18 protein-coding genes are annotated in these 19,595 nt (G+C 61.8%); 15 read left to right on the forward strand and 3 right to left on the reverse strand.

The features are described 5' to 3' along the window. Positions 1 to 122 precede the first annotated feature (122 nt). Both LSO07_RS22385 and LSO07_RS22390 read left to right on the forward strand, forming a co-directional pair. Positions 123 to 845, forward strand: coding sequence for a response regulator (locus LSO07_RS22385; RefSeq protein WP_035827948.1), 723 nt, complete (start codon positions 123 to 125; stop codon positions 843 to 845). Next, the gene (locus LSO07_RS22390) at positions 842 to 2,347 is read left to right on the forward strand and encodes a sensor histidine kinase (protein ID WP_151096600.1); all 1,506 of its coding nucleotides are present in this window, start codon (positions 842 to 844) and stop codon (positions 2,345 to 2,347) included. The genes LSO07_RS22385 and LSO07_RS22390 overlap by 4 nt, the downstream gene beginning before the upstream one ends. 40 nt (positions 2,348 to 2,387) lie before the next feature. Here LSO07_RS22390 and LSO07_RS22395 read toward each other — a convergent pair whose 3' ends face one another. Then, positions 2,388 to 3,365: an alpha/beta hydrolase gene (locus LSO07_RS22395; protein ID WP_151096601.1), complete on the reverse strand. Its 978-nt coding sequence runs from the start codon at positions 3,363 to 3,365 to the stop codon at positions 2,388 to 2,390. A gap of 80 nt (positions 3,366 to 3,445) precedes the next feature. Between LSO07_RS22395 and LSO07_RS22400 the strand changes: the two genes are divergently transcribed. The 3 genes from LSO07_RS22400 to LSO07_RS22410 all read left to right on the forward strand — a co-directional run bounded on the left by LSO07_RS22400 (position 3,446) and on the right by LSO07_RS22410 (position 5,626). Beyond that, positions 3,446 to 4,351, forward strand: coding sequence for a LysR family transcriptional regulator (locus tag LSO07_RS22400; RefSeq protein WP_151096602.1), 906 nt, complete (start codon positions 3,446 to 3,448; stop codon positions 4,349 to 4,351). 203 nt (positions 4,352 to 4,554) lie between these two features. Then, positions 4,555 to 5,115 (forward strand): outer membrane beta-barrel protein, encoded by a 561-nt coding sequence (locus LSO07_RS22405; protein WP_034785479.1) that lies wholly within the window; start codon positions 4,555 to 4,557, stop codon positions 5,113 to 5,115. A gap of 145 nt (positions 5,116 to 5,260) precedes the next feature. Next, complete coding sequence (locus LSO07_RS22410) at positions 5,261 to 5,626, forward strand: ribonuclease E inhibitor RraB (RefSeq protein ID WP_151096603.1); 366 nt, start codon at positions 5,261 to 5,263, stop codon at positions 5,624 to 5,626. A 63-nt stretch (positions 5,627 to 5,689) separates the two neighbouring features. On the opposite strand, the gene LSO07_RS22415 is transcribed toward LSO07_RS22410, so the two are convergent. Together LSO07_RS22415 and LSO07_RS22420 are read right to left on the reverse strand one after the other, a co-directional pair. Then, complete coding sequence (locus LSO07_RS22415; protein WP_151096604.1) at positions 5,690 to 7,012, reverse strand: homoserine dehydrogenase; 1,323 nt, start codon at positions 7,010 to 7,012, stop codon at positions 5,690 to 5,692. A gap of 73 nt (positions 7,013 to 7,085) precedes the next feature. After that, a complete protein-coding gene (locus LSO07_RS22420) occupies positions 7,086 to 8,315 on the reverse strand; it encodes a pyridoxal phosphate-dependent aminotransferase (RefSeq protein WP_151096605.1) in 1,230 nt (409 codons plus the stop codon). 424 nt (positions 8,316 to 8,739) lie between these two features. On the opposite strand from LSO07_RS22420, the gene LSO07_RS22425 reads away from it, so the two are divergent. From LSO07_RS22425 to LSO07_RS22470, 10 genes are all read left to right on the forward strand, one after another. Next, positions 8,740 to 9,132, forward strand: a complete 393-nt coding sequence (locus LSO07_RS22425) for an Mth938-like domain-containing protein (RefSeq protein ID WP_070260554.1) — start codon at positions 8,740 to 8,742, stop codon at positions 9,130 to 9,132. Then, positions 9,129 to 10,802 carry a glycosyltransferase family 39 protein gene (locus tag LSO07_RS22430; protein ID WP_151096606.1) on the forward strand — a complete coding sequence of 558 codons (1,674 nt, stop codon included), beginning with the start codon at positions 9,129 to 9,131 and terminating at the stop codon, positions 10,800 to 10,802. The genes LSO07_RS22425 and LSO07_RS22430 overlap by 4 nt, the downstream gene beginning before the upstream one ends. A gap of 206 nt (positions 10,803 to 11,008) precedes the next feature. Beyond that, on the forward strand, positions 11,009 to 12,145 hold the full coding sequence (locus LSO07_RS22435; RefSeq protein WP_070260552.1) for a DegT/DnrJ/EryC1/StrS family aminotransferase: 1,137 nt from the start codon (positions 11,009 to 11,011) through the stop codon (positions 12,143 to 12,145). Positions 12,146 to 12,156: 11 nt separating this feature from the next. After that, a complete protein-coding gene (locus tag LSO07_RS22440) occupies positions 12,157 to 13,152 on the forward strand; it encodes a glycosyltransferase (protein WP_034785511.1) in 996 nt (331 codons plus the stop codon). Then, positions 13,152 to 14,069: a formyltransferase gene (locus LSO07_RS22445; RefSeq protein WP_151096607.1), complete on the forward strand. Its 918-nt coding sequence runs from the start codon at positions 13,152 to 13,154 to the stop codon at positions 14,067 to 14,069. Before LSO07_RS22440 ends, LSO07_RS22445 begins: the two co-directional genes overlap by 1 nt. A 21-nt stretch (positions 14,070 to 14,090) precedes the next feature. Further along, on the forward strand, positions 14,091 to 15,143 hold the full coding sequence (locus tag LSO07_RS22450; RefSeq protein WP_151096608.1) for a bifunctional UDP-4-keto-pentose/UDP-xylose synthase: 1,053 nt from the start codon (positions 14,091 to 14,093) through the stop codon (positions 15,141 to 15,143). After that, positions 15,143 to 16,102: a polysaccharide deacetylase family protein gene (locus LSO07_RS22455; RefSeq protein WP_151096609.1), complete on the forward strand. Its 960-nt coding sequence runs from the start codon at positions 15,143 to 15,145 to the stop codon at positions 16,100 to 16,102. The genes LSO07_RS22450 and LSO07_RS22455 overlap by 1 nt, the downstream gene beginning before the upstream one ends. A gap of 122 nt (positions 16,103 to 16,224) precedes the next feature. Beyond that, positions 16,225 to 16,647, forward strand: coding sequence for a peroxiredoxin (locus LSO07_RS22460; RefSeq protein WP_217916808.1), 423 nt, complete (start codon positions 16,225 to 16,227; stop codon positions 16,645 to 16,647). Positions 16,648 to 16,937: 290 nt separating this feature from the next. Then, positions 16,938 to 18,758: a PhoH family protein gene (locus LSO07_RS22465; protein ID WP_034785467.1), complete on the forward strand. Its 1,821-nt coding sequence runs from the start codon at positions 16,938 to 16,940 to the stop codon at positions 18,756 to 18,758. A gap of 137 nt (positions 18,759 to 18,895) precedes the next feature. Further along, positions 18,896 to 19,570, forward strand: a complete 675-nt coding sequence (locus LSO07_RS22470; protein WP_151096610.1) for a site-2 protease family protein — start codon at positions 18,896 to 18,898, stop codon at positions 19,568 to 19,570. Positions 19,571 to 19,595: the final 25 nt, after the last annotated feature.

Consider the following 19,595-nt stretch of genomic DNA (forward strand, 5'->3'; position numbering starts at 1 on the left):
CGCTTTCAGACTGACAGGTGTCGTCCGCCAGCCACAAGGCGGGCAAACATATTCATCGCCGCCCCTGTCGGCGCGGCGCCGGCAGGCTTACACTGCACCAATTCAAACGAATGGCGGAGACCATGCGCATATTATTAGTGGAAGACCATCTGGAGCTGTCGCACTGGCTGGCAAAGGCCCTGCGCGACGCGCACCTGACGGTGGAGACCGCCCACAACGGCGCCGATGCCGACGCCCTGCTGCATACGCAGGAATATTCCCTGGTGCTGCTCGACCTGACCCTGCCGAAGATGGATGGCCTGGACGTGCTGCGCCGCCTGCGCGCGCGCGGCGGCACGCGCGGCAAGACTCCCGTCATGATACTCACTGCGCGCGGCGGCCTCGATGAAAAAGTGCAGGGCCTGAACCTGGGCGCGGACGATTACATGGCCAAGCCGTTCGAGCTGGCCGAACTGGAAGCGCGCGTGAAAGCCCTGCTGCGCCGCAGCCAGGGCAACGAGGCACTCGTGCACACCTGCGGCGCCCTCAGTTTCGACACCGTCACGCGCATGTTCAGCTATGGCGGCGCGGCGCTGGCCCTGACGCCGCGCGAACACGCGGTGCTCGAAGCGCTGATCACGCGCTCGGGGCGGGCCGTGTCGAAGGAAAAGCTGTTTGACGAAGTCTTTGCGCTGGCCGACGACGCCAACCTGGACGCCATCGAACTGTATATCCACCGCGTGCGCAAAAAACTCGAGAACGGCGTGGAAAGCGGCTCGCCCGACGGCGCCGTCATCACCACCCTGCGCGGCATCGGCTACCTGCTGCAGCCGCGCAGCGCGATGGCGCCGGCCGCGCCAAAATGACCGTGCGCTCCCCACGCCTGCCGCTGCTCGAACGCCTGCGCCGGCGCTGGGCGCAGAGCCGGCCGCTGGGCAGCCTGCGCAGCCAGCTGCTGCGCTGGCTGCTCATTCCGCTGGTGATGCTGGTGCTGCTCGATGCCGTTTTTGTCTACCGCAACGCGCTCGACGCGGCCGACATGGCCTATGACCGCTCCTTGCTGGCATCGACGCGGGCGCTGGCCGAGCGCGTCTCCATCGTCGGCGGCAAGGTCGTCGCCGAAGTGCCTTACGTGGCGCTCGACAGCTTCGAGACCGACACCCTGGGCCGCATCTACTACAAGGTGACGGGCATCAATGGAGAGCTGGTGTCAGGCTATGGCGACTTGCCGCCCGTGCCGAAAAACGTGCCACGCTCGCAGAACTATCCTGCCCTGGTGCGCTTCTACCACGCCGACTACCACGGCAAGCCGATCCGCATCGCCGCCCTGCTGCAACCCGTGTATGACGACTCGATGCGCGGCATCGCCCTGATCCAGGTGGCCGAGACGCTGGACGCGCGGCGCGGCCTGTCGAACCAGATCCTGTTCGACACCCTGATCTGGCAGGCGGCGATGATACTGGTGATGGGCGCCCTCGTGTGGTTTGCCGTGCGCCTGGTGCTGCGTCCGCTGATGCGCCTGAAAACGGAAGTCGAGACGCGCACCCTGTCCGATTTGTCCGACGTCGATCCCACGCTGGTACACAAGGAAATGCGCCCGCTGGTCAGTGCCATGAACGGCTCCATGTCGCGCCTGCAGCAGCTGATCGCCAGCCAGCGTCGCTTCATCGCCGACGCCTCGCACCAGTTGCGCATGCCGCTGACGGTGCTGAAAACCCAGGCCGAACTGGCCATGCGCGAGTGCGACCGCCAGGCGGGAGCGCCGCCGGACATCGCCGCCCTGCGCGACATCGTGCGCTCGATCGCCGCCACCACCGATTCGACCGTGCTGCTGGCCAACCGCCTCCTGACCCTGGCGCGCATCGAGCATGGCGGCGAGAATCTGGCGATGGATACCGTCGCGCTGCGCGACGTGGCGCAGCAGGTGGGACTGGAAATGGCCATGACCGCAGTCGCCAAACATATCGACCTGTCGCTGGAAGCGCCCGACGAGGCATCCGTGCATGGCCAGGCCCTGCTGCTGCATGAACTGGTGGCCAACCTGGTCGACAACGCCCTGCGCTACACGCCGCAGGGCGGCAGCGTGATCCTGCGCGTGCGCGCGGCGCAGGCGGGGAACGGACACGAACACGGCGCCGTGCTGGAAGTGGAAGACAGCGGCAAGGGCATCCCGCCGGCCGAGCGCGAGCGCGTGTTGACGCCGTTCTACCGGGTCGGCGCGGCGCTCGAGAGCAATCCTGGCGGCGCCGGGCTGGGCCTGGCCATCGTGCGCGACATCGCGGCCCTGCACGGCGCCCGGCTGGAACTGGCGACGGCGGCGAACGGACATGGACTGAAGGTCAGCGTGCATTTCAGCGGTGCCGCATGAAGGGCGGCGCCCGGCCAGGACGGCCGGGCGGTGCTGGCCGCTAGGCTCCGTGCGTGCGGAACCAGTCGGCGGCATGGCCAACGGTACGGTCCACCACGTCGGGCTGCTCGTAGTACTGGAAGTGATGCGTGCCGTTTTCCCAGATCAGCTTTTTGTCTTCCGTCGGAATCGACTCGAAATGCCGCCGCGCGGACGCCGGGTTCATGCAGGTATCGGAATGCACGACCAGGGCCGGCTTTTTGAGCCTGGCCACGCCAGGCACGGTGGTATAGGCGAAGTGATCGAGATCGCTCATGATGGCGTAGCGGTTATCCCACCCTTTGAGCGTCCACGGTCCATACCAGCTCCACACGAGAGGCCCCGGCAAGCCGGCATTCGATCCGGCAACCGGATCGCCCAGATCGGGAGAAACCAGCGGCTGGTATACGACCGTGCCGTTCGCCGCGTAGTCGGCCCTGGCGGCGCGGGCGCGCTCGAGCCGCGCCGCCAGCAAGGCTTCCAGCTGGGCCGTCGTCGGTGCGCTGGCGACGTCGAAAGGATTCTCGGTGACGCCGGCGGCGATCATGAACAGGTCCGTTTCACGGTCGCGGTAATAGCCGGTGACCGAGGCAACCGCCTTGACGCGGTCTTCATACGAGGCGATGTCGAGCATCTCTGGACCGCCCTGGCACACGCCGAGCAGAAAGACGCGCGCCGGGTCCACATCATCGCGGGCCAGCAGGTAGTCGAGCGCCGCCACCACATCCTCATTTTTCATCTGCGGGTTTTCCAGCCGGCGCGGCATGCCGCCGCTCTCGCCCACTGTGCGCGGATCGAAGGCCAACGCGGCAAAGCCCTCGTCGGCCAGGCGGGTGGCGTACTGGGTCGGCGCCTGCTCCTTGGAAAACGAATAAGGGCCCAGGATCACGACGACGGGAAATGGCCCCTGGCCCTTGGGGCGGTAGAGCACGCCGACCACATCGTCGCCGTGCGATTTGAACGTCACCTTCTCGGGCAGATAATTGCCGTGTGTGGACATGGGTTCCTCCAAAGTTGTCAGTTCATTCAGTATATGAGACACTGATTAGCAAAACTATCTCCACAATTCTTTACACACCAATGAGCAACACTCATCAATTGAATGGCACGGACCTCTTTACGCTGAATGTATTCCTGGCGGCGGCCAGGCATTGCAACTTCCGTGCGGCAGCGGTGGAACTCGACGTCACGCCATCGGCCATCAGCCATTCGGTGAAGACCCTGGAGCAGCGGCTGGGCATACGCCTGTTCAACAGGACCACCCGCAGCGTGTCGCTGACCGATGCGGGCGAACGGCTGGCGGCCCGGCTGCGGCCCGCCCTGTCGTCGATCGCCGAGGCGATCGGGGAAGTCGATGAGCAGCGCGCGGCGCCCAGCGGCACGGTACGCATCAATGCCAGCGAGGGCGCGATCCGCATGATCCTGCGGCCGGTACTGGCGCGCTTCCTGCGCAGCTACCCGCAAGTGCATCTCGATATCGTCACCGATGGCAAGCTCAGCGATATCACCGCCGGCGGCTTCGACGCGGGGATACGGCTGGTCGAGGCCGTGCCGCAGGACATGGTAATGATACGGCTGACCGACACGGTGCGCTTCGCAGCGGTGGCCGCGCCCGCCTATTTCGCCGCACACGGCCGCCCCGGCGTGCCGCAGGACCTGCTGCGGCACGACTGCATCCGCTTTCGCTTCGACAGCGGGGCGATCTACCGCTGGGAATTCGAACATCGGGGCGCTGTCGAAACGATCAATGTCACCGGCCCCCTCACCCTGACCGACCAGCCCCTGATGGTCGATGCCGCCATCGACGGCATCGGCATCGCCTTCGTGCCCGAACACCTGGCGCTCGATGCGTTACGCGATGGACGGCTGGAACGGGTACTCGACGACTGGTGCCCCGGCATGCCGGGCCTGGCGCTGTACTATCCGGGCCACCGCCATGTCTCGGCCGGGCTGCGCGCCTTGATTGCGACGATACGCCAACCGTAACACAGCGCCACTGCCTGGTGCATGGCGCCGCCGGATGGCCAGTACGGCTATTTTTTTCGCGATTGGTGTCACAAAAAAACAACGCGTATTTTATTTGTAATATTTTTTAAATAATTGCCTTACATAAACATATTTTCCCCTATACAATTCGGCTCCCATTAAGCGGCGAGACAGTCTCTCCGCATTAATTATCTAGGATTAATATGAAAAAGCAATTGTTTGCAGTAGTCGTCGGCGCCGCTCTGGCATTCCCTTTGTTTGCACAAGCTGAAAACATTTATGTCGGCGCGAATGCCGGCCGTTCGGAATTGAAATTGTCGGGCGATGTCGCTTCGGGCAAAGAAAACAAAACCGGTTTTAAAGTTTATGCCGGTTACGACTTCACGCCTAACTTCGGCGCGGAAGCCGGTTATGTCAATTTCGGCAAACTGAAAGAAAGCGAAGGCAAGGAATCGCTGAGCATGGAAACCAGCGCAATCTACGCAGCCGCCACCGGCACCTTGCCACTGAACGCTGAATTCTCGCTGTTTGCAAAAGTTGGCGTTACTCAAAACCACACCAAAGCTAAATTGAACCTGATCGGTTTCAGCGCCAGCGAATCGAAAAACAAAACCGCTGCCCTGTTTGGCATCGGTGCTGCTTATAACTTCAATAAAAACCTGTCGGCCGTTGCTGAATATGAAAACTTCGGCAAAACGATGAGCCAGGATGGCATGAAACTGAAAGCCGACCTGCTGTCGATCGGCCTGCGCTACAAGTTCTAATTCACGCTCGCGCGAATCAGAATCAAGCCGTTGTTAGCGGCTGATAAAAAAAACCGGCCATGCAGCCGGTTTTTTTATGGGTGAATGGTAAGCAGGCGGCATGGATGCTAAGATCGCGCCCTGAGATTTTAAGGAAGGCACCGCCATGATGACCAAAGAAGATGTAAGCGAACTGTTTGCCAATATCGCCGAGAACGCGCCATGGGACCTGTCCCAGCCGCTGCTGTGGGGCTATTACTTCACCAACCCGGCGTCCGAACCGCTGGAGCAGGCCGCCACCCTGCTGGCGCTGCAGGGCTACCGCCCGGTGGAACTGTACCAGCCGGAACTCGACGATCCGGCAGCACCGCCCGTGTGGGTGCTGCACGTGGAAAAGGCCGAAGTGCATGGCGTCGACAGTCTGCACGCGCGCAATGGCGAACTGATGGCGTTTGCGCAGGACAATCAGCTGGCCAGCTATGACGGCATGGATGTAGGCCCCGTCGGCGCGCCCGACGTGCCGCAGCATTAAGACCGCCATCGGATGAAAAAACGGCGCCCGCGGGCGCCGTTTTGCATGGCTCGCTGAAAACGCTCAGCTCAGGTTTTCCAGGCGGATCTTGGTCACCGTGCCCACCACGCTGTTCAACGCTTCCATCTTCTCGATGGCGGCCGTGACGTTCTTTTCCTGCGTCAGGTGCGTCAGCATGATGATGTCCGTGTGCGTCTCGCCCTCGGCTGGCTCTTTTTGCAGCATGGCATCGATCGAGATGCCGCGTTCGGCCAGGATGCGCGTCAGGTCGGCCAGCACGCCCGGCTGGTCGGCCACATGCATGCGCAGGTAGTAGCTGGTGGTGATTTCCGACATCGGCAAGATCGCGATATCGGTCATCGCGTTCGGCTGGAACGCCAGGTGCGGCACGCGGTGTTCCGGGTCGGCCGTGGCCAGGCGGGTGATGTCGACCAGGTCGGCGATCACCGACGAGGCGGTCGGCTCGGCGCCCGCGCCGCGGCCCGAGTACAGGCTGGCGCCGACGGCGTCGCCATGCACCAGCACCGCATTCATGGCGCCTTCCACGTTGGCGATCAGGCGCTTGGCCGGGATCAGGGTCGGATGCACGCGCAGCTCGATGCCTTCCACGCCATTGACGGTGGCGCGCTTGGTGATGCCCAGCAGCTTGATGCGGTAGCCCAGTTGCTCGGCGTAGCGGATATCGACGGCATTGAGGTTGCTGATGCCTTCCACGTAAGCCTTGTCGAACTGCACCGGGATGCCGAAGGCGATGGCCGACATGATGGTGGCCTTGTGCGCGGCGTCCACGCCTTCGATGTCGAAGGTGGGATCGGCTTCCGCATAGCCCAGTTCCTGTGCCTGTTTCAGCACGGTGGCGAAATCGAGGCCCTTGTCGCGCATCTCGGACAGGATGAAATTGGTGGTGCCGTTGATGATGCCGGCGATCCATTCGATGCGGTTGGCCGTCAAGCCTTCGCGCAGCGCCTTGATGATGGGGATGCCGCCGGCGACGGCCGCTTCGAAGGCCACCATCACGCCCTTGTCCTGGGCGGCGGCGAAGATTTCGTTGCCGTGCACGGCCAGCAGGGCCTTGTTGGCAGTGACCACATGCTTGCCGTTGGCAATCGCCTGCATCACCAGGGTTTTCGACAGGTCGTAGCCGCCGATCAGTTCGACGACGATGTCGATCTCGGGATCGTTGACGATCAGCATCGGGTCATTGACGACCTTGCAGCCGCCGGCGACCAGCGCTTCGGCGCGCGCCACGTCGCGCACGGCGACGGCGACGACTTCAATGCCGCGGCCCGCGCGGCGCTTGATTTCTTCCTGGTTACGTTTCAGGACGCTGAACGTGCCGTAACCGACATTGCCCAGGCCCAGCAGGCCGATCTTGATGGATTTCATAGTTGTGCTTGACTGCTCATAAGTGGCGCCCCCTTGGGCGGCGCCAGGTTGATCGAGATTGCTGCTGGCTGATTCAGCCCCGGCCGTGACGCTTGCGGCAACCTTCGAGGAAGCGCGCAATGCGCCCCATGGCCTCGGTCAGGTCATCGGAGTTGGGCAGGAAGACGACACGAAAATGGTCGGGCGCGATCCAGTTGAACCCCGTGCCCTGCACGATCAGGACCTTGGCTTCGGCCAGTAATTCATAGGCAAACTGCTGGTCGTCGGCGATCGGGTAGATCTCCGGGTCCAGGCGCGGGAACATGTACAGCGCGGCCTTCGGCTTGACACAGGTGACGCCCGGAATATCGGTCAGCAGCTTGTGCGCCAGATCGCGCTGTTTCAACAGGCGCCCGCCGGGCCCCACCAGGTCTTGTATGCTCTGGTAGCCGCCAAGCGCCGTCTGGATGGCAAATTGCCCCGGCGCGTTGGCGCATAGCCGCATCGAGGCCAGCATGTTGAGGCCTTCGATGTAATCTTTTGCGTGGCGTTTTTCGCCCGAGACCACCATCCAGCCGGAACGGTAGCCGCAGGAGCGGTAATTTTTCGACAGGCCGTTCATGGTGATGAACAGCACGTCGTCGGCCAGCGAGGCGATCGACACGTGCTCGGCTTCGTCGTACAGCACCTTGTCGTAGATCTCGTCGGCGAAAATGATCAGCTGGTGCTGGCGCGCCAGTTCGACGATCTGCAGCAGCACGGAAACCGGGTACAGCGCGCCCGTGGGATTGTTCGGGTTGATGACGACGATGGCTTTCGTTTGCGGCGTGATCTTGCGGCGCATGTCCTCGATGTCGGGATACCACTCGTTCTGCTCGTCACACACATAATGCACGGGATTGCCGCCCGACAGGCTGACGGCGGCTGTCCACAGCGGGTAATCGGGCGCCGGCACCAGCACTTCATCGCCGCTGTTGAGCAGGGCGTTCATCGACATGACGATCAGTTCGGAAGCGCCATTGCCCAGGTATATGTCATCGATGGTGACGCCGGCGATATTCTTGCCCTGCGTGTAGTGCATGACGGCCTTGCGCGGCGCGAACATGCCTTTCGAATCCGTATAGCCGGCCGCGTTCTGCAGATTGAGCATCATGTCGCGCACGATCTCGTCGGGCGGATCGAAGCCGAATACGGCCAGGTTGCCGATATTGAGCTTGGTGATCTTGTGGCCTTCTTCTTCCATTTGCCTGGATTTTTCCAGGACCGGGCCGCGGATGTCGTAGCAGACGTCCGCCAATTTATTCGATTTCTGAATCGGTCGCAAAATAAATCCCTGTCGTGATGCGGCGCGGTGACCAGAACTTGCAGCATGATAGCCGCGCCAGAACTATGAACCCGTGAAACTGCAATGCGAAAGACTGCAAGGCGAAAACAACCATTCTCGCCGAAAACAGGCCATTTTATCAAATTAAACATGGCCAACCCCAGCATTTGACGCCGATTCTGCCACGCCGGCGCCTCCGGACGACAATCGGGCAGGCGCCATCTTCATCTTCCCTTAATCTTGCAGCATTACCATGGCGAAAGCAGGCATCGCCACTGTGGCGCCGAACATTGCAATTTGGAAAGGATGTTGCTTTTCAGTCGCTCTTTTCTGTCATTTATGGCATGCTTACGCCCTTGGCCGCGGCACGCAATTTGGCCGCGCGCGCACCGATCAACCGACACGACCAGCCCCCGATATCGCCATGAAACTCCATGCCAGCAGCACCCAACAATACCAGACTGTCACCGGCTATGACGAAAACGGCGTCGAGATCAATGCCCAGCCGTATAACTACAGTCTGATCGTCATGCCGGAAATGCCCCCGCGGGCGTGGGAGGTGGACAGTTTCGAACAGCTGAACGAGGCGCATTTCGCGCAAATCCTGGCCGATGCGCCCGACGTGGTCATCCTCGGTACGGGCGAGCGCCAGCGCTTCGTGCACCCGAAGCTGACGGCCGCGCTGACCATGCGCCGCATCGGCGTCGAATGCATGGATAGCCAGGCTGCCTGCCGCACCTACAATATCCTCATGGGCGAAGGCCGCAAAGTCACCCTGGCACTGATCCTGGCCCCGGCTGCAGGCAAGGCCGCATGAAAATCAATGTCAACGAGCTGCACTCGTCGCGGGTGCTGATGTGGTCGCTGCTGGGCATCTTCATCGTCGTCACCCTGTATGCGCTGGGCGTGCGCACCCTGGTGCCGCCCGACGAAGGCCGCTACGCGGAGATGGCGCGCGAAATGTTCGTCACGGGCGACTGGATCACCACTCGCCTGAACGGCATCAAGTACTTTGAAAAACCGCCGCTGCAAACGTGGATGAATGCGCTGACCTTCGCCGCCTTCGGCCTGGGCGAATGGCAAGCCCGTTTGTGGACGGGCCTGTGCGGCATCATCGGCGTGTGCATGACGGCCTACGCGGGCAAGAAAGTGTTCGGCCCGCGCGTGGGGCTGTATGCCGGCCTGGTGCTGGCGTCGAGCCTGTTCTGGCTCGCTTCCGGCCAGATCAATTCGCTGGACATGGGCCTGTCGGGCATGATGACCCTCACCATGGGCAGCCTGCTGATCGCCCAGCGCGACGACGCCACGGCGCTTGAACGGCGCAACTGGATGCTGGCCTGCTGGGCCGCCATGGCGCTGGCCGTGCTGGCCAAGGGCCTGATCGGCATCGTGCTGCCGGGCGCCGTGCTGGTGCTGTATTCGCTGTGCGCGCGCGACTGGCGCATCTGGACGCGTTTGCATCTGGTCAAGGGCTTGCTGGTGTTCTTTGCCATCGCCACGCCTTGGTTCGTGCTGGTCGCCCTGCGCAATCCGGAACAGCCGCACTTCTTCTTCATCCATGAGCATTTCCAGCGCTTCCTGATGAAGGGCCACAAGCGCGAAGGCGCCTGGTATTACTTCCTGGTGCTGCTCATTCCCGGCATCCTGCCGTGGATAGGCGTACTGCCGCAAAGCCTGGCCGCCGCCTTCCAGCGCCAGGAAGGCGCCTTCCAGCCCCGCTTGATGCTGCTGGTCTGGGCCGTCTTCATTTTCTTCTTCTTCAGCTATTCGACCTCGAAGCTGCCTGGCTACATCGTGCCCATCTTCCCGGCGCTGGCCCTGCTGGTGGCGCTGTACCTGGAATCGGCCTCGCGCCGCCAGCGCATGCTGGCCGCCGGCCTGCTGTGCGTGCTGGGCGCGGCCGTCCTGATCGGCGGACCGATCGCCTTTGGCAAGGCCAGCGCGCGCGACGCGGAAGCCTTGATCGCGCTCAAGGGATACCAGCCATGGCTGATGGCGGCCGGCTTCTTCGCCCTGGCCGGTGGCGCCCTGGCCTTGCTGCATGCGCGCCAGCTGCGCCGCGACATGACGGTGCTGACCATCGCTGGCGCCGGCTTCCTGGCCACGCACTGCATCCTGGCCGGCTCCGAACTGTATGGCCAGAACCGCGCGGGCACCGACATGCTGCCGCAGATCCAGGCCGAACTGACGGTCGATACCAAGCTCTATTCGGTCGGCATCTATGAACAGTCGCTGACGTACTACCTGCAGCGGCCAGTGATCCTCGTCGATTACTGGGATGAGTTCACGTTTGGCCTGAAACAGCAGCCCGAGCTGTCCATCCCGAGCATCGAGACTTTCATCACGCAATGGACGAACGATGCCAACGCCGGCGTGCGCGACATGGCCATTATCAGCCTGTACCGTTACAAGGAATTGCAGGAACGTGGCGTGCCCATGCGTGTCATTGCCAAGGATGCGCGCCGCATGGTCATTGCCAACAAATAAATGTTTAAAGGGGCGCGAGGCAGCATGGATCGCGCCCCCGGCCAGCTTGCCCCGCCCCCGCATCAGCAGGATTTTTCACCGCTGAACCGGCTGCGCCGCCGTACTGACGATATAAAATAGCCATGCCTGCCAGCGGCCATTCACCGCACTGGCAGCCTCGGCAACGCCGACACCCTGACACAATACAGATCCAAGAACTGCGCCCCATGACCTCTACCCTGCCCTTTTTGCCATTTTCCAAACCCACCATCGATGAAGCGACCATCGCCGCCGTCGGCGAAGTGCTGCGCTCGGGCTGGATCACCAGCGGCCCGAAAGTGCAGGCATTCGAAGCCCAGCTGTCCGAGTATTTCGGCGGGCGTCCCGTGCGCACCTTCAATTCGGGCACGTGCACCATGGAAATCGCGCTGCGCATCGCCGGCATCGGCCCCGGCGATGAAGTCATCACCACGCCCGTGTCGTGGGTAGCGACGGCCAACGTCATCATCGAAGTGGGCGCCACGCCCGTGTTTGCGGACATCGATCCCGTCACGCGGAATATCGACCTCGACAAGCTGGAAGCGGCCATCACCCCCCGTACGAAGGCCATCATCCCCGTCTACCTGTCCGGCTTGCCCGTCGACATGGACCGCCTGTACGCGATCGCAGAAAAGTACAATTTAAGGGTCGTGGAAGACGCGGCACAAGCGTTCGGCTCCACCTGGAAGGGCAAGCGCATCGGCGCGTTTGGCGACTTCGTCTCGTTCAGCTTCCAGGCCAACAAGAACATCACCACGGGTGAAGGCGGCTGCCTCGTCCTCAACAATCTGGAAGAAGCGAAGCTGGCCGAGAAATACCGGCTGCAGGGCGTCACGCGCAGCGGCGTCGACGGCATCGACGTCGATGTACTGGGCGGCAAATACAACATGAGCGACATCATGGCCGCCATCGGCCTGGGCCAGTTCGCCAATATCGACGCGATCACGGCCCACCGCCGCGCGCTGGCACGCCACTATTTCGCGCAATTCGGCAGCGATTTCGAAGCGCAGAGCGGCGCCCAGCTGCCCGTGCAGGACTTTGAAAACAGCAACTGGCATTTGTTCCAGATCATCCTGCCCGACAATGGCCCCGGCACGCGTGCCGCCTTCATGCAGCAAATGGCGCAGCAGAACGTGGGAACGGGCTATCATTACGCACCGATCCACCTGTTTACCATGTACCGCGAACGCGGCTTTACCGAAGGCATGTTCCCCGTCTCGGAAAAGATCGGCCGCCTGACCGTGACCTTGCCGATGTTCTACGCCATGACGACACAGGACGTGGAACGCGCCGTCGCCACCGTCAAATCCATTCTCATCAAATGAGCAGCGCGCCGATGAAACCTGAACTGTCCATTATCATTCCAATCTACAACGAGCAGGATGGCCTGGCCAGCCTGTTCGCCCGCCTGTATCCGGCCCTCGATGCCCTGCAGACGAGCTACGAGATCATCTTTGTCAATGATGGCAGCCGCGACAATTCGGTGGCCATCCTGGCGGAACAGTTCCGCCAGCGCCCCGACGTCACGCGCGTAGTCCTGTTCAACGGCAATTATGGCCAGCACATGGCCATCCTGGCCGGCTTTGAAGCTTCGCGCGGGCAAATCATGGTCACGCTCGATGCCGACCTGCAGAATCCGCCCGAAGAAATCGGCAACCTGGTGGCAAAGATGCGCGAAGGCTACGATTACGTGGGCTCGATCCGGCGCAAGCGGCAAGATTCCGCCTGGCGCACCCTGGCGTCGAAGATGATGAACCGGCTGCGCGAGCGCATCACCAACATCAAGATCACAGACCAGGGCAACATGCTGCGCGCGTATGGCCGCAACGTGATCGACCTGGTCAACCAGTGCGCCGAAGTCAACACCTTCGTTCCCGCCCTGGCCTACACGTTTGCCCGCAAGCCCACGGAAATTACCGTCGAGCACGAGGAACGCTCGGCCGGCGAGTCGAAATACTCGCTGTACAGCCTGATCCGCCTCAATTTCGACCTGGTCACGGGCTTTTCGCTGATTCCCCTGCAAATCTTTTCGATGCTGGGCATGCTGCTGTCACTCAGTTCGGCCCTGCTGGTGATCTATCTGCTGGCGCGCCGCTTCCTGTTCGGCGCCGAGGCGCAGGGCGTGTTCACCCTGTTCGCCATCGCCTTCTTCCTGATGGGCGTGATCCTGTTCGGCATCGGCCTCGTGGGCGAATACGTGGGACGCATCTTCCAGCAAGTGCGCGCCCGTCCCCGCTACGTGGTGCAAACCATCTTGCAGGACGGCATGGCCCAGGCGGAAGCCGAGGCGCCATCGTACGTGCGCCTGGAAAAGCGCCAGGTGGGCCGCTGATGGGCGCCCCGCGCGCCGTCGTCTTCGGCTACCACAATGTGGGCGTGCGCTGCATCAAGGTGCTGCTGGCCGGAGGCGTCGATATCGCCCTGGTCGTCACGCACGAAGACAGCGCCACGGAAAACCTGTGGTTCGAGTCCGTCGCCAGCCTGTGCCAGGCCGAAGGCATCCCGTACATCACGCCCGGCGATCCGCGCGCGCCCGAGCTGCTGGCGCAGGTGCAGGCGGCAGCGCCGGACATGCTGTTCAGCTTTTACTACCGCCACATGCTGCCCGCCAGCATCCTGGAAGTCGCGCCCGCCTACAATATGCACGGCTCGCTGCTGCCGCAGTTCCGCGGCCGCGCGCCCGTCAACTGGGCCGTGCTGCATGGCGCCCCGCAAACGGGCGCCACCCTGCATGAAATGACGGTCAAGCCTGATGCCGGCGCCATCGTCGCGCAAACGGCCGTGCCCATCCTGCCCGATGACACGGCCTTCGAAGTCTTCGGCAAGGTCACCGTGGCGGCGGAACAAACCCTGTGGAACGTGCTGCCGGCCTTGCTGGATGGCACGGCGCCACGCCAGCTCAACGATTTGCGCCAGGGCGGCTACTTTGGCGGGCGCAAGCCGGAAGACGGCCGCATCGACTGGAAGTTACCCGCGCAGCAGGTGTACAACCTGCACCGGGCCGTCGCGCCGCCCTATCCCGGCGCCTTCACCGAAGTCAATGATGTCATTTACACCATCGAAAAAGCCCGCTTGAGCAAGCATTCCGCAGGAAGTTTGCCACCGGGCTTGGCGGTAGTGGATAATTGCATCTTTGGCGTCTGCGGAGACGGCCGCATGCTGGCCATTTCCGCGCTGAGGGCTGCCGGGGAGCCGATTTCGGCTCAGCAATTGCAAGCAAGTCTGACCACCCGCGTCAGCACACACTGATATCACTCAAGAGAATCTCACATGAAAAAAGTCCTCATCTTAGGCGTCAACGGCTTCATCGGCCACCACCTGTCCAAGCGCATCCTGGAAACCACCGACTGGCATGTCTACGGCATGGACATGAACACGGACCGCATCACGGAATTGCTGGAAGATGACAACTACAAGTCGCGCATGCACTTCTTCGAAGGCGACATCACGATCAACAAGGAATGGGTCGAGTACCACGTCAAGAAGTGCGACGTGATCCTGCCGCTGGTGGCCATCGCCACGCCATCGACCTACGTCAAGCAGCCGCTGCGCGTCTTCGAACTGGACTTCGAAGCCAACCTGCCCATCGTCCGCTCGGCCGCCAAGTACGGCAAGCACCTGGTCTTCCCGTCGACCTCGGAAGTGTATGGCATGTGCCATGACGAGGAATTCGATCCGGAAAACTCGGAACTGATCTGCGGCCCGATCAACAAGCCGCGCTGGATCTATTCGAACGCCAAGCAGCTGATGGACCGCGTGATCTGGGGCTACGGCATGGAAGGCTTGAACTTCACCCTGTTCCGTCCATTCAACTGGATCGGCGCCGGCCTGGACTCGATCCACACGCCAAAAGAAGGTTCTTCGCGCGTGGTGACGCAATTCTTCGGCCATATCGTGCGCGGCGAGAACATCTCGCTGGTCGACGGCGGCGCGCAAAAACGCGCGTTCACCTACATCGACGACGGCATCGATGCGCTGATGCGCATCATCGCCAACAAAAACGGCATCGCCAGCGGCAAGATCTACAACATTGGCAATCCGATCAATAACTATTCGATCCGCGACCTGGCCGGCATGATGCTGACCCTGGCCGCCGAATACCCGGAATACGCCGAAGGCGCGAAACACGTGAAAATCGTGGAAACGACCTCGGGCGCCTACTACGGCGCCGGCTACCAGGACGTGCAAAACCGCGTGCCGAAAATCACGAATACCTGCGAAGAGCTGGGCTGGGCGCCGGCCACCACCATGGCCGATTCCCTGCGCAATATTTTCGACGCCTACCGCAGCCAGGTAGCCCAAGCCAAAGCCCTGATGGATTAATGTTGAGCAAGCCGTTCCTGACCCTGAAAATCGACGTCGATACCTATCGCGGTACCCGTGAAGGCATGGGCAATCTGGTGCGCATGCTGGCCGCGCACCAGGCCAAGGCCACCTTTCTGTTCTCGCTGGGCCCCGACCACACGGGCTGGGCCCTGCGGCGCGCCTTGCGGCCCGGCTTTTTCAGCAAGGTGTCGCGCACCTCGGTGGTCGAACACTACGGCTTGAAAACATTGATGTACGGCACCTTGCTGCCGGGACCCGATATCGGCAAGCTGTGCGCGGCGCAATTGCGCGCCGTGCGCGATGCCGGTTTCGAGTGCGGCATCCACACCTGGGATCACACCCTGTGGCAAGACAACGTGGCCAAGCGCAACGCCGCCTGGACCATCAACATGATGCGCAAGGCCGCCAACCGCTACGAACAGGTGTTTGGCGCCAAGCCGCACACGCACGGCGCGGCCGGCTGGCAAATGAATGTCAGCGCCTTTGTCGAACACGACACGGCCAGCTACCGCTTTGCCTCCGATGGCCGCGCCATGCTCGACGCACGCGGCGCCATGGTGCATCCTGGCAATGGCCCACACCGCGTGCGCAACGGCAACACCATCCTGCAATGCGTGCAATTGCCTACCACCCTGCCCACCCTGGATGAATTGCTGGGCTGCGAAATCGACGGCAAACTGATCACAACGAGCAATGTTGCCGCGCATATATTGTCGCTGACGGCGGATAATCCCCGCGATCACGTATATACCTTGCATGCGGAACTTGAAGGACAGAAACTCGCCCCCATTTTCGAACAACTGCTGGCTGGCTGGAAAGCCCAGGGCTACCAGTTTGCAGCGATGGGCGATTATTATGAAAAGATAAAAAATACGGACTTGCCCGTTTGTCCCGTCACCTGGGATGAGTTGCCAGGCCGTTCGGGACGCCTGATTGTGCAGGGCAAAGCGGCCTGAATGCTGTATTGTTGCACCTGGATGCGTTGCCAGATTAAAAACAGCGCTGATGATCACCGTTCAGGAGAGAACCTGTGGCTGATAGCCAATCCCTCGTTAGCATACCCGACTTTAGCGCCGCCATGACCAGCGGCAAGACCTTTCAGTTGCTGGGCCGCCCGGCCAAGGCCACGGTGCTGTTTTTCTATCCGAAGGACAACACCCCTGGCTGCACCACGGAAAACATCGCCTTCCGCGATGCGTATTCGCAATTCGTCGCAGCCGGCGTGGAAATCTACGGCATCAGCCGCGATTCCCTGCGCTCGCACGAAAGTTTCAAAGCCAAGCTGGAACTGCCGTTCGAGCTCATTTCCGACCCGGACGAAGCCGTTTGTCTGCTGTTTAACGTCATGAAGATGAAACAGATGTACGGCAAGACGGTCCGTGGCGTCGAGCGCAGTACGTTTGTGATTGACGCCCAGGGCCGATTGGTGAAAGAATGGAGAGGCGTGAAGGTCGCAACTCACGTGGAAGAAGTGCTGGAATTCGTAGCGCATCTGAATTGATCGTCCATTTTTGATCCAATGCGCGTTGTCGGCTTCCAGCGAGCCTGGTTCAACCGCAGTTCAGTTCACGGTACCTATCGCCATTTTGAGTCAACGAAGCGCCTCCATCCACTCCGCCAGGCGGGCATGCAGCCCGTCGATGGCGTCCATGACCGGCCATGCTGCCGGCCTTCCGGCAGTTACTCGTCCTGTAGCATTGTTGTTCCCCCGCATCCACCCCATGAGAAGTGCCGCCAGAAGCTGGCTGCCCATGGGCGATTCATTCCAGAAATTTTTTGATTGAGATCCTGATGCCACTGCCAAAATTACCGAGCAAGCCAGCCACCATCCTGGCCACCCAAGATTACCCAACCGCAGGCGCAGCGCGCCCGGCCACCAAAACCCCGGCAGCCAAGAAAGTGGCTGCACCGATTATTGAAGCGGCGATCGCCGAAGTTGCCAAGCCGGTCCGCAATGCGGCCACGAAGATCAAGCAAGTGGCGGCCCTGATGGTCGCCAAGCCGGCGCCAGCCGTTGCTGCACCGGCGCCGGTCGCGGCCGCGCCTGCCGCCGTTGCTGCGCCTGCAGCGAAAGCCAAGCCGGCGGCAAAAGGCAAGGTCACGCCGATCAAGCCCGTCAAGCAAGCCGAGCAGCCACATCCGGCCAAGCACAAGGCTGTCGAAGTGCAGCTCAAGTCGTCCGCCAGCCGCGCCGCCGACCAGCGCGGCATCAGCAAGCTGTTCGTGCTCGACACGAACGTGCTGATGCACGATCCATCCTCGCTGTTCCGCTTCGAGGAACACGATGTGTACCTGCCGATGATGACCCTGGAAGAGCTGGACAACCATAAAAAGGGCATGACGGAAGTGGCGCGCAATGCACGCCAGGTCTCGCGCACGCTCGACGCCCTGATCAGCAACACGGATGACGACGCCATCGAACACGGCATCCTGTTGTCCAAGCTGGGCAACAAGGATGCCAAGGGCCGTCTGTTCTTCCAGACGCGCCTGCAAAGCGCCGACTTGCCGGCTGGCTTGCCAGTGGGCAAGGCCGACAACCAGATCCTCGCCGTCGTGCGCTCGCTGGAATCGGAACAGGAAGGCCGCCCTGTCGTGCTGGTGTCGAAAGACATCAACATGCGCATCAAGGCGCGCGCCCTGGGCTTGCCGGCCGAAGATTACTTCAACGACCATGTGCTGGAAGACACGGACTTGCTGTACTCGGGCATCGTGCAATTGCCGGACGATTTCTGGAACAAGCACGGCAAGGACATGGAATCGTGGCAGGAAAGCAAGAACGGCTACAGCTCGACGTTCTACCGAGTGACGGGCCCGTTCATCCCGTCGCTGCTGGTCAACCAGTTCATCTACCTGGAACCGAAAAACGGCGAAACGCCGTTCTACGGCCAGGTGAAACAGATCAACGGCAAGACGGCCGTGCTGCAAACCCTGCGCGACTTCAGCCATACGAAGAACAATGTGTGGGGCGTGACGGCGCGCAACCGCGAGCAGAACTTCGCGCTGAACCTGCTGATGAATCCGGAATGCGACTTCGTCACCCTGCTGGGCCAGGCCGGTACCGGCAAGACCCTGCTGGCCCTGGCCGCCGGCCTGGCGCAAGTGCTGGAAACCAAGCTCTACAATGAAATCATCGTTACCCGCGTCACGGTACCGGTGGGCGAAGACATCGGTTTCCTGCCAGGCACGGAAGAAGAAAAGATGTCGCCATGGATGGGCGCCTTCGACGACAACCTGGAAGTGCTGAACAAGTCCGACTCCGATGGCGGCGAATGGGGCCGTGCGGCAACGCAAGACCTGATCCGCTCGCGCATCAAGATCAAGTCGCTCAACTTCATGCGCGGCCGCACGTTCGTGAACAAGTTCCTCATCATTGATGAAGCGCAAAACTTGACGCCGAAGCAAGTCAAGACCCTCGTCACGCGCGCCGGTCCCGGCACGAAGATCCTGTGCCTGGGCAACATCGCGCAGATCGACACGCCGTACCTGACGGAAGGCTCGAGCGGCCTGACCTACGTGGTTGACCGCTTCAAGGGCTGGACCCACAGCGGCCACGTCACCCTGGCCCGCGGCGAGCGCTCGCGCCTGGCCGACCACGCCAGCGAAGTACTGTAAGTGATAGCGGGCGGCGCGAGCTGCCCAGTCATTCGAAGCCCCGGCTGCAGCGATGCAGGCGGGGCTTTTTTCATGTGCGCGACTTTTCATGGCGGCATGTTCTAATACCGCTCCTTTCCTTCTGGACACATAGCCCGATGCATCCCGCCTTTCAGTTGTTGCTCTGCTTCATCCTCTTCATGTTCATCCACATTTCCGTCATGGCGGCCTGCGCCAGGCTGTCCGGCATCACGATGCGCAGCATCAGCTATGGCGTGGGACCGACTGTGCTGACCTGGGGAAAAGTCCACGTCAAGCTGCTGCCGCTGGCCGGCAGCTTGGTACTGAAAGATACGCGTGAAGAAGAACTGTATGACGACGATCCCTGCCTCGATGCCTACAACTTCCAGCCGCTGTGGAAGCAGGTGCTGCTGCCATTGAGCGGCGTGGGGCTGCTGCTGGCATTGTCGCTGGGCATCATGGGAGCCTCGGGCTGGGACAGCTTTGTCGCGGCCTTCGGGCAAATCGTCCACGGCGCGCTGGCACCGTTGTCAACGGCGCAGGAATTGCTGGGCAATGGAGAGGCGTTTGCCCGCACACACGGCTTTGCGCTGGCGTTCGCCCTGTTCTCGTTGAAACTGTGCGCCTTGAACCTGTTGCCGTTTGCCGGCTTGAACGGGGGACAGGCGCTGCTGGCCATCGCGCGCGGCGGCAAGCCGTATGTGACGTGGGAAGAGACGGCAGCAAAATGGCTGTTGCTGCCAGGACTGGCGATCCTGCTGGCGTGGGCGGCGGCACTGGCCGTGTATTGCTGGCGCGCGCTGGGACTGTAATCGCACAGCCCCAGCTGCTTACACC

This window comes from Janthinobacterium sp. PLB04, assembly GCF_021165895.1.
Taxonomy (GTDB): Bacteria; Pseudomonadota; Gammaproteobacteria; order Burkholderiales; family Burkholderiaceae_D; genus Janthinobacterium; species Janthinobacterium lividum.

Bases quoted from the DNA above. Each gene is read 5' to 3' on its own strand.
- LSO07_RS22385 (WP_035827948.1), top strand. From the start codon at position 123: ATGCGCATATTATTAGTGGAAGACCATCTGGAGCTGTCGCACTGGCTG.
- LSO07_RS22390 (WP_151096600.1), top strand. From the start codon at position 842: ATGACCGTGCGCTCCCCACGCCTGCCGCTGCTCGAACGCCTGCGCCGG.
- LSO07_RS22395 (WP_151096601.1), bottom strand. From the start codon at position 3,365: ATGTCCACACACGGCAATTATCTGCCCGAGAAGGTGACGTTCAAATCG.
- LSO07_RS22400 (WP_151096602.1), top strand. From the start codon at position 3,446: ATGAGCAACACTCATCAATTGAATGGCACGGACCTCTTTACGCTGAAT.
- LSO07_RS22405 (WP_034785479.1), top strand. From the start codon at position 4,555: ATGAAAAAGCAATTGTTTGCAGTAGTCGTCGGCGCCGCTCTGGCATTC.
- LSO07_RS22410 (WP_151096603.1), top strand. From the start codon at position 5,261: ATGATGACCAAAGAAGATGTAAGCGAACTGTTTGCCAATATCGCCGAG.
- LSO07_RS22415 (WP_151096604.1), bottom strand. From the start codon at position 7,012: ATGAAATCCATCAAGATCGGCCTGCTGGGCCTGGGCAATGTCGGTTAC.
- LSO07_RS22425 (WP_070260554.1), top strand. From the start codon at position 8,740: ATGAAACTCCATGCCAGCAGCACCCAACAATACCAGACTGTCACCGGC.
- LSO07_RS22430 (WP_151096606.1), top strand. From the start codon at position 9,129: ATGAAAATCAATGTCAACGAGCTGCACTCGTCGCGGGTGCTGATGTGG.
- LSO07_RS22435 (WP_070260552.1), top strand. From the start codon at position 11,009: ATGACCTCTACCCTGCCCTTTTTGCCATTTTCCAAACCCACCATCGAT.
- LSO07_RS22440 (WP_034785511.1), top strand. From the start codon at position 12,157: ATGAAACCTGAACTGTCCATTATCATTCCAATCTACAACGAGCAGGAT.
- LSO07_RS22445 (WP_151096607.1), top strand. From the start codon at position 13,152: ATGGGCGCCCCGCGCGCCGTCGTCTTCGGCTACCACAATGTGGGCGTG.
- LSO07_RS22450 (WP_151096608.1), top strand. From the start codon at position 14,091: ATGAAAAAAGTCCTCATCTTAGGCGTCAACGGCTTCATCGGCCACCAC.
- LSO07_RS22455 (WP_151096609.1), top strand. From the start codon at position 15,143: ATGTTGAGCAAGCCGTTCCTGACCCTGAAAATCGACGTCGATACCTAT.
- LSO07_RS22460 (WP_217916808.1), top strand. From the start codon at position 16,225: ATGACCAGCGGCAAGACCTTTCAGTTGCTGGGCCGCCCGGCCAAGGCC.
- LSO07_RS22465 (WP_034785467.1), top strand. From the start codon at position 16,938: ATGCCACTGCCAAAATTACCGAGCAAGCCAGCCACCATCCTGGCCACC.
- LSO07_RS22470 (WP_151096610.1), top strand. From the start codon at position 18,896: ATGCATCCCGCCTTTCAGTTGTTGCTCTGCTTCATCCTCTTCATGTTC.